A 13,692-nucleotide genomic window follows, 5' to 3' on the forward strand; every position below is an offset into this window, starting at 1 on the left:
GGCACGGCGTCAGCAGCGTCAGCAGAAGTAGACGACCAGGCGGACGTTGTCGTCGCCGTGCAGCCCGGCCAGCGTGCGCATGACCGAGAAGACCGGCTCCCACTTGTCCGAGTCGACGAACACAAGCTTGCGCGGGGTGAAGACCACTGGGCGGTAGACGTGATCGCCGAGCTCGATCTCGGCGCCCGCCGGCCAGTCGGACGGGCTGTCCCTGTCCCCGCCGAACAGGTCTGCCGCCGCATCCCAGGCATCGACCGGCAACCACGCGAAGTACTCGAAGGCGAGGGTGCCGTCCGGCTGCCTGAGCCACTGCTCCACGTGCGCGTAGGACGCCCGGCCGCCCTCCATGCACGGCCGGTCCCAGCCAACGGCGTCCAGCTCGGCCCAGGTGGCGTATGAGGCACTGTGCCCGCCCGTCTCCTCGACGCTCGTCCGCACCCACTCGCTCACATCGTCCGGCAAACCACGCTGATCGAACAGGGGCACGATCTCGCCACCGGAGTACCCGAAGAGGCATGCCCAGGACAGTTGGTCGCCTCGGCCGGTGCGCAGCTCGTACAGATCGAGGGCCGGCGACCACTGCCGCCTCTCGGGCGACACCCATGGCTCCTTGCCCCACAGCCGGCACTCCACCGCGCCATGAATGTCCACTCCCATGGGCGCCAACCCTAAGGTGCGGGGCGGCCCTTGGGCCTGCGCAGCCCTGCCTGCGTCAGGAGTCTGACCACCTCGCGGCTCGACACTTCCCTCGCGCCCGCCGCCACCGCGTCCGCGTACCGGTGGGAGGGAACGTCGTAGTGGTCGCGTTCGAAGGCGCGCGGCGGACACCCGACCTTCGCGGCGAAGGCGTGCAGCTCGTCGAACGACACATCGCTGATCATGTGCGACCACATACGGCCATGGCCCGGCCAGCTCGGCGGGTCGATGTAGACCGTCATCGCGGACCGCCCCCGGGCACCCCGCACCCACCGGCCGCGCCGGGGCCACCCGCCGCGCCGCGCCCGCCGCCCGTCACCACAGCGCACCGATGGGAGCCACCACGACGCCCGCCTTGCCGCACACCCAGTGCGGGTCCGGGCCCAGTTCCGGCTCCACATCGAGCGCGTGCGGGTCGCCCGCGTCGCACACCGGGCACAGCGGCCACCGCCCGTACCGCTCCAGCAGCGAGTCCTGGACGTCCTGCGCGATCAGACCGGCGACGTAGTCGATGCCCTCGGGCCATTGTTCGACCCACCAGCGGCGATGCGTGACCGCCTTCTCGACCATCGAGACGACGTCGGCATGGGCGACATCACGGGCAGCCAGATCGGCGAGGACCAGGGCGCGTGCGGCATGCAGAGCCTGCTCGAGGGAGTTCATGCCGTCCATGCAGCCATTGTCACCCACACCCCATCCCGCAGGTCCGGGGCCAGGGGGTCGGGACCTGCAGGGGTTGACGGCAACCGAAATTCGAAAATATCTTTCAGATGTGACCAATCCAGTGAAGGAAATTTTCAACGGCGACTCCGCGCCCCCTCCCGCCGCGCCTGCCCCCGCCGCCCTCGCGGCCAAGGTGCGCACCCTCTCGCCGTCCATGACCCGCTCCATGCAGCGGGTCGCCGAAGCCGTCGCCGACGACCCGGCAGGCTGCGCGGCCCTCACGGTCACCGGTCTCGCCGAGCTCACCGGCACCAGCGAGGCGACCGTGGTCCGCACCGCCCGGCTGCTCGGCTATCCCGGATACCGGGATCTGCGCCTCGCGCTCGCCGGTCTCGCCGCCCACCAGGAGTCCGGCCGCGCCCCCTCCGTCACGGCCGACATCGCGGTCGACGACCCGATCGCCGACGTGGTCACCAAGCTCGCGTACGACGAGCAGCAGACGCTCGCCGACACGGCCGCCGGGCTGGACACCGTGCAGCTGGGCGCCGCCGTCGCCGCCGCGTCGACCGCCCGCCGCATCGACATCTACGGCGTGGGCGCGTCGTCCCTCGTCGGCATGGACCTCGCCCAGAAGCTGCTGCGCATCGGGCTGATCGCACACGCCCACTCCGACCCGCACCTCGCCGTCACGAACGCGGTGCAGCTGCGCTCCGGCGATGTCGCCATCGCGATCACCCACTCCGGGTCCACCGGGGATGTGATCGAGCCGCTGCGCGTCGCGTTCGACCGCGGTGCGACGACGGTCGCGATCACGGGCCGTCCGGACGGTCCTGTGACGCAGTACGCGGACCATGTGCTGACCACCTCCACCGCCCGCGAGAGCGAGCTGCGGCCGGCCGCCATGTCCTCCCGCACCAGCCAACTGCTCGTCGTGGACTGCCTGTTCATAGGCGTGGCACAGCGTACGTACGACACGGCCGCCCCAGCCCTCGCCGCGTCGTACGAAGCTCTGGCGCACCGCCACAGCCCGCGCACGCGCTGACCCGCGCGGCGGCCGTCTCCGCGCGCACCCAACCCGCCCGACCACCCCCACACAGACCGCGCAGACCGAGAAAGCAGAGCCGTCTTTCATGACCTCCACCTACGGTGAACTCCGCGCCCAGCTGGCAGCTCTCACCACCGAGGCGTTCCGTCCCGAGCTCGCCGACATCGACCGGCTCCCGACACTCGAGATCGCCCGGATCATGAACGGCGAGGACGAGACCGTGCCCTCGGCGGTCGCCGCGCAGCTGCCCGCCATCGCCGCCGCGATCGACGGCACGGCGGAGCGCATGTCCCATGGCGGCCGGCTGATCTACGCGGGCGCGGGGACGGCGGGCCGCCTGGGCGTACTGGACGCCAGCGAGTGCCCGCCCACGTTCAACACAGACCCGGCGGTGGTCGTCGGCCTGATCGCGGGCGGCCCGACCGCCATGGTCAAGGCATCCGAGGGCGCGGAGGACAGCAAGGAGCTGGCCGCCGCGGACCTGGACGCGCTCAAGCTGACGGTGGACGACACGGTGGTCGGCGTCTCGGCGTCGGGCCGTACGCCGTACGCCGTCGGCGCGGTCGAGCACGCGCGCTCGCTGGGCGCGCTGACGATCGGCCTGGCGTGCAACGCGGACAGCGCGCTGGGCGCGGCCGCCGACCATGGCATCGAGGTCGTCGTCGGGCCCGAACTGCTGACCGGGTCGACGCGGTTGAAGGCGGGGACGGCACAGAAGCTGGTGCTCAACATGATCTCGACGATCACGATGATCCGCCTCGGCAAGACGTACGGGAACCTGATGGTGGACGTCCGCGCCTCCAACGACAAACTGCGCGCCCGCTCCCGCCACATCGTGTCGCTGGCGACGGGCGCGTCGGACGAGGCGATCGAGTCGGCCCTGGCCGCGACGGACGGCGAGGTCAAGAACGCGATCCTGACCCTCCTGGCCGGGGTCGACGCGGAGACGGCGTCGCGCCTGCTGACGGAGAGCGACGGCCACCTGCGCGCGGCGCTGGCCGCGGCGGGCCACAGCTGACGGCGCCACCCCGCCCTTGCTGCGCGGGCCTCGGCGCCGTTGAGGCGCGGGCACTGTGCAGCCCCGCCCACCGCTGTCGGCGCACGCCCTTGGGCGTGTGCTCAATCGCCGGACGGGCCGCACTTCCCGACCCGGTCCCGAAAGGTGACGCCCGCCGGTGATCGCAGGGTCCGGGGCTGAGTCCCGTTGGTGTGCGGCACAAAGCTGCCGCTCCGTGGGGTGCGAGGACGCCGGCCGCGTGCCCCGGGGTCCGGGGGCACAGCCCCGGTTCCGGGAGGTGGGAGTCCCCCACGCCGCCAGGCGTAGGGGGCGGCGTGGGGGAAATTCCCGCGCACACGACGCCCCACCCCACGGCCCCGGCGGCTACGCCGCCCCCGTCGCCCCCGCCCGCTCCGTCACCGACACCCGCCCCTTACGGATCGTCGCCAGCCTCGGCGCCCTCCTCGAGAGCGTCGAGTCATGCGTGACCAGCACGAACGTGAACGCTTGCTCCCGCCACAACCCCTCCAGTACCTCCATCACCTCGTCCCGCATCGACTCGTCGAGGTTGCCCGTCGGTTCGTCGGCGAGGAGCACCGCCGGGCGCTTGACCAGTGCACGCGCGATCGCCACGCGCTGCTGCTGACCTCCCGACAGCTCGCCGGGCAGATGGCCGCCGCGCTCCCCGAGGCCCACGGACGCCAGCGCCTCCTCTGCCCGCTCGCGTCGCTCGAAGGCCCTCGGTCCGAGCGGGACCAGCGCCGTCTCCACGTTCTCCTGCGCCGTGAGCGTCGGGATCAGATTGAAGCTCTGGAACACGAAGCCGATCTTCTCCGCACGTACCCGCGTGAGCCTTGCCTCCGGCAGCGTCGCGAGATCCGTCCCGTCCAGGACGACACTCCCCTCCGTCGGCCGGTCGAGCCCGCCCAGCATCTGGAGCAGCGTCGACTTACCCCCACCCGTCGGGCCCTGGATCACCAGCCGCCCGCCGTCCTCGATCGTCAGGTCCACCCCGTCCAGGGCGGTCACCGTCTCCTTGCCCCGCCGGTAGCGCTTGGTGACGCCACTGAGCTGGTACATCGTCAACTCCTGTAGTGCGTAAGTGAGTAAGAGATCAGGGAATGCGGCGGGCTACTCGACCCGGCGCAGCGCATCCGCCGGCCGCAGCCGCGACGCACGCCAGCCGCCGAAGCCGCCCGCCACCAGTCCTCCCGCCACGGCGAGCGCGACCGCCAGCCCGATGGTCGTGAGCGAGACCGGAGCGGTGAGCGCGATGTCGAGGGCGCGGCCGGCCGCCTCCTGGACAGGCCCTCCCGGACCTTGGCCGAAGACCCGGTCGCCACCGGCCCCGCCCCCACCGTCGGCGCCGCCCAGCTGCGCCGTCAGCGTCGGGCTGAACGTCGTGATCAGCCACGCACCCGCCAGCCCCAGCGCGATCCCGAGCGCCCCGCCGACCAGCCCGTTGACCAGCGCCTCACCGGCCACCTGCCGGGTGACGCGGCCGCTCTTCCAGCCCAGCGCCTTCAACGTGCCGAACTCCCGTACCCGTCGGCTCACCGCCGCCGACGTCAGCAGCCCGGCGACCAGGAACGCCGCCCCGAGCACCACGATCGACAGCCATTTGCCGACACCCGACGCCAGGTCGGAGGCGGTGGACAGGGACCCGGAGACCGTGTCGGCGAGGTCGGCGGACGTCGTCACCATCGTACCGGGGATGTTCTTCCGGATGGTCTGCTTGACGCCGTCGATCCGCTGCGAGTCGGCCGCCTGCACATAGACCGTGGTCACCTTGTTCTTGGCGTCGGCGAGCTTCTGCGCCTGCGCGAGCGGCAGATAGACATTCGCCGCCGCGTCCCCGCTGTCGGCGGTCGCGATCCCGACGATCTCGTACTTCGTCCCGGAGATGGTGAGCTTCTTGCCGGCCGAGAGGTCGTTCTCCTTCGCGTATGCGCTGTCGACCACGGCGACCTTCGCGTCGGTCTCGCTCTCGTCGAACCCCCGCCCCGAGGTGATCTTCGAGGAGGTCAGCGGCCCAAGTCCCTGATGCGCGACGTCGGTTCCGTACACGGTGTACGAGTCGACGTCGAACTCCGCCCCTCCTCCGCGTACAGTCCCACCGCTATCGGTTCCGCCGCCCGGCCCGCCCGGCTGCGCCGGCATCGCCTGCGCCTCACCGCGCTTGAACTGTCCGTTGACCTTCATCACGCGCACGCTCAACCCGCCGACCGCGTCCGCGACACCGTCCTGCCCGGCGACCTTGTCGACGGTCGAGGAGGCGAGCGTCTCGAACCCTTCGACCATCACCAGGTCCTGGCTCTGCTCGGCGTCGTCGTCATCGTCCTTGGCGTCGAACTCGAACCGCGGCCGCCGGACCGTCTCCCCCTCCCCGGGCGGCGACGCGGCCTTGGTGACGGTCATGTCCGTGCCGAGCCCGTACAGCGACTCAAGGACCTTGTCCTGGGCGCGGTTCATCCCCGACGACACCGAGGTGACCACGATGACCAGCGCGATCCCGAGGGCGAGCCCCGAGGCGACGACGAGCGCCGCTTTCCTGCGGCGGCGCAGTTCGCGCCGGAGGTAGATGAAGAACATGGCGCGAACGTAGTGACGCCACGTGATGGTGGGTTGAGCCCGGCGTGAGAGCCGCATGAGAAGCCCACCGGATGCCTGGTGTGCCAAGGGGTGCGAGAGCTGCATGCGACAACGGACCGGCCCGGAGGTTGAATGGACGTATGGGTCTCCAGCGACGCGCGAGACACCGCAGAAGCAGAGCAGTGGCCGCCGCCGCCCTGGCTTCCCTGCTCGCGGCGGCCTTCGCCACGACGGCCGGTGCGTCGGCGCCGCCCGCGGCACCGCCGTCCTTTGGCCTGCGCGCACCTCCGCCGCAGCCGCCGCCCCAGCTCACCAAGGCCCAGATCGACGATGCCGTCGCCAAGCTCGACGGCATCGTCGAGAGCGGCATGAGGAAAACCGGCGTCCCGGGTGTCGCCGTGGCAGTCGTCCACAACGACCGTGTCGTCCACCTCCAGGGTTTCGGCGAACGTCAGGTCGGCAGGCCCGGCGCCGTCGAACCGGACACGGTGTTCCAGCTCGCCTCACTGTCGAAGCCGATCGCCTCCACCGTCGTCGCCGGTGCCGTCGGCTCCAAGGCCGTCGCCTGGGACGAACCCGTCACCAAGCATCTCCCCGACTTCGCGCTCAACGACCCCTGGGTCACCGACCACGTCACCCTCGCCGACCTCTTCGCGCACCGCAGCGGCCTCCCCGACCACGCCGGCGACCTGCTCGAGGACCTCGGCTACGACCGTGCCTACATCCTCCAGCACCTGCGCCACGAACCCCTGACCCCCTTCCGCGCCAGTTACGCCTACACCAACTACGGCCCCACCGCCGCAGCCCAGGCAGTCGCCAACGCCAAGGACACCAGCTGGGAGAAACTGGCCGCGGACACCCTCTACACCCCGGCCGGAATGGACTCGACCAGCTCCCGCTTCGCCGACTACGAGAAGGCCGGCAACAAGGCGGTCACCCATGTGAAGACCGGGGGCGGCGCGTGGCAGGCCAAGTACGTCCGGGACGCCGACGCCCAGTCCCCGGCAGGCGGAGTCAGCTCCACGGCACGAGACATGACCGCCTGGATGCGCCTGCAGCTCGCGAACGGAAAGCTCGGCGGTGACCAGATCATCGCCCCGGAACCCCTCGAACGCACCCACCTGCCGGAGATCGTCTCCCAGGCCCCGACGAACCCCGCGGGCCGGGCGGGCTTCTACGGTCTCGGCTGGAACGTCAGCTACGACGACCAGGGCAGACTGCGGCTCAGCCACTCCGGCGCCTTCGCTCTCGGCGCCAACACCAACGTCACCCTGCTGCCGAGCGAGCGACTGGGCATCGTCGTCCTCACCAACGGAGAACCCGTGGGCCTCGCCGATTCCATCGCCTTCGACTTCCTCGACACCGCCCAGCACGGCAAGCCCACCGCGGACTGGCTCGCCCTGATCGGACAGGTCTACGAGCAGGAGGAACAGGCCGCCAGGTCGCCCACCGACTACGCCAAGCCGTCGCTCGCCCCCGCCCCGGCCAGGCCCGACGACACATATGTGGGGACCTACCGCAACGACTACTACGGGCCCCTCAGGGTCACCGCCGCCGACGGCGTTCTGACCATGCATCTGGGACCGGACACCATGCGGTTCCGCCTCACCCACTACGACGGCGACACGTTCAGCTTCCGGACCGTGGGCGAGAACGCGGCAGGCCTGTTCGGCGTCACGTTCACCGGCGACGTCGACGGCAAGGCCGCAAAGGTGCGCGTCGAAAGCCTCGACAGGAACGGCCTCGGCACCTTCACCCGCGAGTAGTGGCCCCGTCCGGTACAGCTCAGGGCAGCCGCCTCTCGGTGTTGATCGCCCGCACCTTCGCCCGCAACACCTCCCCCGGCCCGGCCGGCGCCAGCGCATCGGCGGGACAGTCCCACTCCAGGCCGCCTCCGGGCGGCCGCAGTTGGATGTACGTCCCCACATGCCCCATCACCTGCCCCACCCGCCCGTCACGACGGTCCACGGCGTAGGCCCCTGCCTTCGGCACCCCGGCCGGGACATCGGACGCGCTCACTTCTCGAGCCCCTGGAGCACGGCCGCGAGCCGCAGCGCGGTGTCGAGGTTGCACCGCCCCAGGTCGACGAGCGGATACGGCGCGTCACTCGCCAGCGAGACCGTGTCGACCCGCAGCGAGGGGAGCGTCACCGCCACCACATCGAGCCCCTGCCGCAGCTGGGCCACCACCTCTTCGGCGGCCCGCAGCCGCTCCGCCGATCGCACGATCATGTCTGGAACCTCCACGCTGAGTGTTCACTTTCCCTACACAGCGTGGTCGACGCGAGCTAGCCTGGCCAGTAACGGACGCCCAACAACCCCATCTGTCCTAACCGGAGTTGACATATGCCCGGTCCCAAGGATCTCGATCCGTCCTCTTCGCCTCGCGCTCTGCTCGGCGCAGAACTGCGCCACGCCCGCGAAAAAGCGGGCCTCACCCAGGAAGAACTGGGCCGCCCGCTGTTCGTGAGCGGCTCGTTCATCGGCCAGCTGGAGTCGGGTACGAGGCGGATGCAGCCGGAGTACGCGACACAGATCGACGAGCTCCTGAGGACGAACGGCTTCTTCGCGCGCAACTGCAAGGCGTCCAACAAGTCGCGCTATCCGGACCACTTCGCGGAGGCGGCGGAGGCGGAAGCGGTGGCGACGACGATCAAGGAGTACGCGCCGCTGCTGATTCCGGGGTTGTTGCAGACTGAGGCGTATGCGAGGGCGGTGTTCCGCGCGTATCAGCCCACGGCCACGGAGGACGTCATCGACGAGCTGGTCGAAGCGCGCCTCGATCGGGCGCATCTGCTGGACGACCCAACAACGCCGCTGTTGTGGGCGGTGTTCGACGAGGCGGTGCTACGTCGCCGGGTGGGCGGCCCCGCGGTGATGGTCGGGGCGCTGCGTCATGTGGCGGGGCTGGCCAGGCGGCACCGGATCATTGTGCAGGTGCTGCCGTTCGCGGCAGGCGCGCATCCGGCGATGGGCGGCGGCCTCAAGCTGATGTCCTTTACGGACGCACCCCCACTTGCGTACCTGGACGGGCTTGGCTCAGGCCAGTTGCTGGACGATCCAGCCACCGTCACCCGTTATGAACTGGCCTACGATCTGGTCGGGGCCAGTGCACTGTCACCGGAATCTTCCTTGGCCCTGATCGAAGCAGTGGCAGAGGATGGCGCCCATGAAGACGAGCCCTGAGTACGACCTGAGCACGGCGATCTGGCACAAGTCCAGCTACAGCGACGGCAGCGGAGGCAACTGCCTGGAGGTCGCGACCTGGCGCAAGTCCACGTACAGCGGCGGGGACGGCGGCAACTGCGTGGAAGTCGCCGACGGTCACCCCGACGCCGTCCCCGTCCGCGACTCCAAGAACGCCGACGGCCCGAAGCTCATGTTCCGGACCGCCGCCTGGTCCTCCTTCGTGGCCGGCGTCAAGGACACGCCGCCTACAGGCTGAGCGCGTCCTCCGCGTTGCCCACCCAGGCAGTCACGGAGTTCTTGTCGGGCGAGACGTACAGGCCGGGAGTCGACGCGGTGAGCGGCTTCTGCTCCAGGTCGGACTCGGTGTTCATCGTCATCGCGATGGAGTTGACTGTCTTGCCCTTGCCGTCCTTGGCACCGCCCATGAGCCCGGCGTAGGCCGTCTCGCCCGGCTCGAGCCTGATCGCGTCCTCGATGCCGGGGGCCTCGCCCCGCTCCGTCGCCTGCCCGTCCAGGTCGCCGAAGGTCACGATCGGGTGGCCCAGCACTTTGCACGCTTTGCCGCCCTTGTTGGTGATCTTCAGCAGGTAGCTGCTCGTCGTGGGCTCCGCCACGGTCGCGGTGAACGTCACGTCGTACGTGCTGCACGGAAAGACGTCGTAGTCGGGGTCCGACGAACCGTCACTGCCGCCCGACGAGCCCTTGCTCGGGGCGGCAGACGGCTTCGCCGGCTTCGAAGGGGTCGTGGGCTTCGACGGGCTCGCGGTCGCCTTGTCCGTGCCCTTCGCCCGGTCCTTCGAGCCGTCGGAGGGCTGGCAGGCAGTCAGGGCCAGTGCGGATACGGCGAGAAGGGCGGCGGCTCTGCAAACGGTCCTCATGAGATGTTCCCCCCGAGTTTGTGGCGCGAATGCGCTGGACAGAGCCCAAGCGTCCCGCAGGACTTTCACAGCTTGGTGACGGAGCCTTGCCGAATCCACCACGGTCATGGGGAGCGGGGCAATAGCTCCGCGCCTGCCTTCAGCACCGCCTCGGCCTCCTCCGGCGGCAGCGCCTCGCGGATGAAGTCCACGGCCCGGCGGAGCCCGTCCCCGGTCTGGTACGGGAAGTCCGTGCCGAGCATCAGCCGGTCGGCGCCGTACGAGTCGGCTGCCGCGCGCACGGCGGGGACATGACCGTGGGCGACGGTGTCGTAGTACATGCGGCGGGCGGCGACGGTCGGCATCTCGACGATGTCCGGGGCCTCCCACGGGACGTGTTCGTCGGCGCGCGGGAGCAGCATCGGGAGCGCGCCGCCCAGGTGCGAGTGCACGATCCGCAGCCGCGGGTAGCGTCGTGGGATGCCTTCGAGCATCAGGTGCATCGCGCAGATGGTGTCCTCCATCGGCGCGCCCACCATCCATCGCATGCGGTTCTCGGCGATCAGCGGCGACCCGGCGTCGCGCCCGGCCGGATGCAGGCTGAGCACCGAGCCCCGGTGGTCCAACTCCTCGAACAGCGGCCGGAAGGCGGGGTCGCCGAGACTGCGCCCCAGCACGGAGGTGGTCAGCCCGACTCCGGCCATGCCGAGGTCGTCGAGGGCGTGCACCAACTCCTCCAGTGCGGCGTCGAGATGGGGCAGGGGCAGCGCGGCGAACGCGGAGAAGCGCTGCGGCCAGTCGCGTACGACGTCGGCGTAGACGTCGTTGGCGAGCCGCGCGGCGATCACTGCCTCGGCCTCCGCCGGGAAGTACGGGGTCTGCGGGGAGACGGACAGAATCTGGTGGTCGATGCCGGCGGCGTCGTTCATCGTGAACCGGGCGTCGAGCTCCGCCGGGCTGTCTCCCGCTCCGAGTCCTCGCTGGGTCGCGGTGTCCTCGCGCCCGTAGGACTCCAGGAGCCGGAGATAGCCTTCGCTCCACAGGTGGGCATGCACGTCGGTGCGCATCATGTCCAGAATCACGCCACCCCGACGCGCTGTCCACCGGAGCCGGCCCGCCCCTGTAATGCCGGCCCTCCTGCCGGACAACTCCTGTCCAGGTGCTCAGCACACCCCGCGCGCCCCGGCGGCGACGTACGCGCATGCCGGTGCTCGTCGCCGGTGCCGCGACCGCCGCCATGGTCGGCGCGGCGCTGCTCGTGGGCCCGCAGCTCATGGAACGCGGCACGGGCACACGACACCGGCAGCGGCAACCGCCCGGCCGAGAGTGCTCGGGGCCCCCGCGTCGGACGCCGAGTTCTACCGCCTGGTCTCCTCCCAGGGCCTGTACGTCCAGGGCGACGGCCACGTCGGGAACCCGCTGATCGGCAACGACCGTGAGCTCGACCCCTGAGCCAGGAGGCCGAGAAGTTCCGGGACGTCAACGCCCTCGCCATGCACCTGCGCAACATCCGCTAGGTCCGGCCGGGTCGGCATGGTGGGCGTGGTGCCGGTCTCGGGGTCGACCAGATCCGAGGGCGCGACGCGAAGCCGACCCCGGCGGTGGCCAGATCCGAGGGCGCGACGCGAAGCCGACCCCGGCGGTGGCCAGATCCGAGGGCGCGACGCAAGGCCGGTCTCGGGTTTGGCCGGGTTGGTGGGTGTGGTGTGGGGCCGCCCTCCTGGTCTTGATGGTGGCGGCTTCGGGTCGGGCGTCAAGGGCGCTCGGTCGTTCCTCCCTCGCGTCGCCGTTGGCGATTTCGCTTCGCTTCACCCTTGACCCCCGCCCCTCCACCGCCAAGAAATGCTCTTGGGAGGGCGGCCGGGGGGAAGGGGGCCGCTGGAGGTGGGCTGGGGCCGTGCGCGGTCCGCCGGCCGGTGGTGGGTGCGCGACAGTTGAATGGGGCGGTGGCACGCCGGCTCGGCGACTATCGGCCGTCGGGGAGTTGGGGTTCAGGACCGCTGGTCACTGGGCGGTGGGTGGTGCACGGGAGTTGAGTGGGGTGGCCCGGGTCGGCTCGGTGGGTGGCGCTGGTCTGTGGGTTGGTCCAGGCCCGCTGGTCACTGTTTGAGGGTGGGGGCCGGGGGTGTGCCGGGCCTGTTGAGTTGTCCGACACCTCCCGAGGGGGCAAAAGGGGCATAGCGACCTCCTCCCTGAGTTCTTGTACACGGATTCCGGTCTCACCGGAATCCGTGTACAAGACCTGTTCCATACACGGGACATTAAGGTGCATATGGTGCACTGGCTCTGTCTCCGAGCCCGCCCCGCACCCCCGACCACCCGCAGCCACCCACCACCTCGCCCCACGCCGGCCCTCCCCTCACCCCGCCCAGTGACCAGCGGTCCTGAACCTCAGCCGGCAGACGGCCTTCGCCCGCTTAACGTGCCCGTCACCGCCCCATTCAACTGCCGCGCACCCACCCACGGCCCGCAGCCGCCCGAAAGGAACGGCACCGGACGGACCCCCTGCGCCGACCTCCCCCCGGCCGCCCTCCCAAGAGCATTTCCCGGCGGTGGAGGGGCGGGGGTCAAGGGTGAAGCGCAGCGAAATCGCCAACGGCGACGCGAGGGAGGAACGACCGAGCGCCCTTGACGCCCGACCCGAAGCCGCCACCATCAAGACCAGGAGGGCGGCCCCACACCACACCCTCGGACCCGGCCAACCCCGAGACCGGCCCCACGCCGAACCGACAGACCCGGCCACCCCCGGGCGAGCCCACGCCCAACAACCCGACCCGGCCACCCTCGGACCGAGAAGCTCAGGGACCACGCCCGCTGGGCCCCGATTAAGCCAGAGCCGATCAGAATCGGACTCACCGAGGTACGCCCGGATGGTCTGCGCTGAGATGTCCGAATACCACAGTCGCGGATACCGCAGTCGGCAGAATCCGTCTGGGAGGCAAGCATGGAAGGCATCACCGCCGCAGTCTCACCGGAGTCCGACCCAGGGCCCGACGATCCTGCACACTGCCGGTGCCGGCGCCCGTGGCTCACGGGTGCGCCCGGGTCGGCGGAGGAGCGGTTCCGGGGGCTGCTGGAAGCCGCGCCCGACGCGATGGTCATCGTCGACGACGCCGGAACCATCCGCCTCGTCAACGCCCAGACCGAAGCCCTCTTCGGCTACCGACGCGAAGAACTCCTCGGCCACCCCGTCGAAATCCTCGTACCCGAACGCTTCCGCGACCACCACTCCCACCACCGCAACGGCTACACCCACAACGGCCAGGTCCGCCCCATGGGCGCCGGACTCGAACTCCACGGCCTGCGCAAGAACGGCACCGAATTCCCCGTCGAAATCAGCCTCAGCCCCCTCGAAACCTCCGACGGACTCCTCGTCTCCGCCGCCGTACGCGACGTCAGCGAACGAAAAGCCGCCGAGGAGCGGTTCCGGGGGCTGCTGGAAGCCGCGCCCGACGCGATGGTCATCGTCGACGATGCCGGAACCATCCGCCTCGTCAACGCCCAGACCGAAGCCCTCTTCGGCTACCGACGCGAAGAACTCCTCGGCCACCCCGTCGAGATCCTCGTACCCGAACGCTTCCGCGACCACCACTCCCACCACCGCAACGGCTACACCCACAACGGCCAGGTCCGCCCCATGGGCGCCGGACTCGA

The 13,692-nt window shown here is 70.5% G+C and carries 16 protein-coding genes; 7 read left to right on the top strand and 9 right to left on the bottom strand.

Annotated features, from left to right (window positions below; all coding sequences use genetic code 11):
* Positions 1–18: 18 nt before the first annotated feature.
* The 3 genes from ACFYWI_RS07945 to ACFYWI_RS07955 form a co-directional block, all read right to left on the bottom strand.
* Positions 19–657, bottom strand: a complete 639-nt coding sequence (locus tag ACFYWI_RS07945; protein WP_389226910.1) for a hypothetical protein — start codon at positions 655–657, stop codon at positions 19–21.
* An 11-nt stretch (positions 658–668) separates the two neighbouring features.
* On the bottom strand, positions 669–938 hold the full coding sequence (locus ACFYWI_RS07950; protein ID WP_389226913.1) for a DUF4031 domain-containing protein: 270 nt from the start codon (positions 936–938) through the stop codon (positions 669–671).
* Between the two features lie 73 nt (positions 939–1,011).
* A complete protein-coding gene (locus ACFYWI_RS07955; RefSeq protein WP_389226916.1) occupies positions 1,012–1,368 on the bottom strand; it encodes a hypothetical protein in 357 nt (118 codons plus the stop codon).
* A gap of 100 nt (positions 1,369–1,468) precedes the next feature.
* On the opposite strand from ACFYWI_RS07955, the gene ACFYWI_RS07960 reads away from it, so the two are divergent.
* Together ACFYWI_RS07960 and murQ are read left to right on the top strand one after the other, a co-directional pair.
* Positions 1,469–2,401 carry a MurR/RpiR family transcriptional regulator gene (locus tag ACFYWI_RS07960; protein WP_389226919.1) on the top strand — a complete coding sequence of 311 codons (933 nt, stop codon included), beginning with the start codon at positions 1,469–1,471 and terminating at the stop codon, positions 2,399–2,401.
* A gap of 88 nt (positions 2,402–2,489) precedes the next feature.
* Positions 2,490–3,422: an N-acetylmuramic acid 6-phosphate etherase gene (gene murQ, locus ACFYWI_RS07965; protein WP_389226922.1), complete on the top strand. Its 933-nt coding sequence runs from the start codon at positions 2,490–2,492 to the stop codon at positions 3,420–3,422.
* Positions 3,423–3,785: 363 nt separating this feature from the next.
* On the opposite strand, the gene ACFYWI_RS07970 is transcribed toward murQ, so the two are convergent.
* A complete protein-coding gene (locus tag ACFYWI_RS07970; protein WP_389226926.1) occupies positions 3,786–4,481 on the bottom strand; it encodes an ABC transporter ATP-binding protein in 696 nt (231 codons plus the stop codon).
* A gap of 51 nt (positions 4,482–4,532) precedes the next feature.
* Positions 4,533–5,993, bottom strand: coding sequence for an ABC transporter permease (locus tag ACFYWI_RS07975; protein WP_389226929.1), 1,461 nt, complete (start codon positions 5,991–5,993; stop codon positions 4,533–4,535).
* Positions 5,994–6,133: 140 nt separating this feature from the next.
* Here ACFYWI_RS07975 and ACFYWI_RS07980 point away from each other — a divergent pair, with 140 nt between their 5' ends.
* Positions 6,134–7,759, top strand: coding sequence for a serine hydrolase (locus ACFYWI_RS07980; RefSeq protein WP_389226932.1), 1,626 nt, complete (start codon positions 6,134–6,136; stop codon positions 7,757–7,759).
* A 19-nt stretch (positions 7,760–7,778) separates the two neighbouring features.
* Here ACFYWI_RS07980 and ACFYWI_RS07985 read toward each other — a convergent pair whose 3' ends face one another.
* Together ACFYWI_RS07985 and ACFYWI_RS07990 are read right to left on the bottom strand one after the other, a co-directional pair.
* A complete protein-coding gene (locus tag ACFYWI_RS07985) occupies positions 7,779–8,012 on the bottom strand; it encodes a hypothetical protein (RefSeq protein WP_389226935.1) in 234 nt (77 codons plus the stop codon).
* Positions 8,009–8,224: a hypothetical protein gene (locus ACFYWI_RS07990; RefSeq protein WP_389226938.1), complete on the bottom strand. Its 216-nt coding sequence runs from the start codon at positions 8,222–8,224 to the stop codon at positions 8,009–8,011. The genes ACFYWI_RS07985 and ACFYWI_RS07990 overlap by 4 nt, the downstream gene beginning before the upstream one ends.
* A gap of 114 nt (positions 8,225–8,338) precedes the next feature.
* On the opposite strand from ACFYWI_RS07990, the gene ACFYWI_RS07995 reads away from it, so the two are divergent.
* Both ACFYWI_RS07995 and ACFYWI_RS08000 read left to right on the top strand, forming a co-directional pair.
* The gene (locus tag ACFYWI_RS07995) at positions 8,339–9,178 is read left to right on the top strand and encodes a Scr1 family TA system antitoxin-like transcriptional regulator (protein WP_389226941.1); all 840 of its coding nucleotides are present in this window, start codon (positions 8,339–8,341) and stop codon (positions 9,176–9,178) included.
* A complete protein-coding gene (locus tag ACFYWI_RS08000) occupies positions 9,162–9,437 on the top strand; it encodes a DUF397 domain-containing protein (protein WP_389226944.1) in 276 nt (91 codons plus the stop codon). Before ACFYWI_RS07995 ends, ACFYWI_RS08000 begins: the two co-directional genes overlap by 17 nt.
* On the opposite strand, the gene ACFYWI_RS08005 is transcribed toward ACFYWI_RS08000, so the two are convergent.
* A complete protein-coding gene (locus tag ACFYWI_RS08005; RefSeq protein ID WP_389226946.1) occupies positions 9,427–10,059 on the bottom strand; it encodes a DUF4232 domain-containing protein in 633 nt (210 codons plus the stop codon). The two genes, ACFYWI_RS08000 and ACFYWI_RS08005, sit on opposite strands and share 11 nt — an antisense overlap.
* A gap of 104 nt (positions 10,060–10,163) precedes the next feature.
* Entirely contained in the window at positions 10,164–11,108 is a 945-nt protein-coding gene (locus ACFYWI_RS08010) for an amidohydrolase family protein (protein WP_389226949.1), read from the bottom strand.
* A 256-nt stretch (positions 11,109–11,364) separates the two neighbouring features.
* On the opposite strand from ACFYWI_RS08010, the gene ACFYWI_RS08015 reads away from it, so the two are divergent.
* Both ACFYWI_RS08015 and ACFYWI_RS08020 read left to right on the top strand, forming a co-directional pair.
* Positions 11,365–11,490, top strand: coding sequence for a hypothetical protein (locus ACFYWI_RS08015; protein WP_389226952.1), 126 nt, complete (start codon positions 11,365–11,367; stop codon positions 11,488–11,490).
* 1,492 nt (positions 11,491–12,982) lie between these two features.
* The coding region (locus tag ACFYWI_RS08020) for a PAS domain-containing protein (RefSeq protein WP_389226955.1) at positions 12,983–13,692 on the top strand (710 nt) is incomplete at its 3' end.

This window comes from Streptomyces sp. NPDC002889, from assembly GCF_042888425.1.
GTDB lineage: Bacteria > Actinomycetota > Actinomycetes > Streptomycetales > Streptomycetaceae > Streptomyces.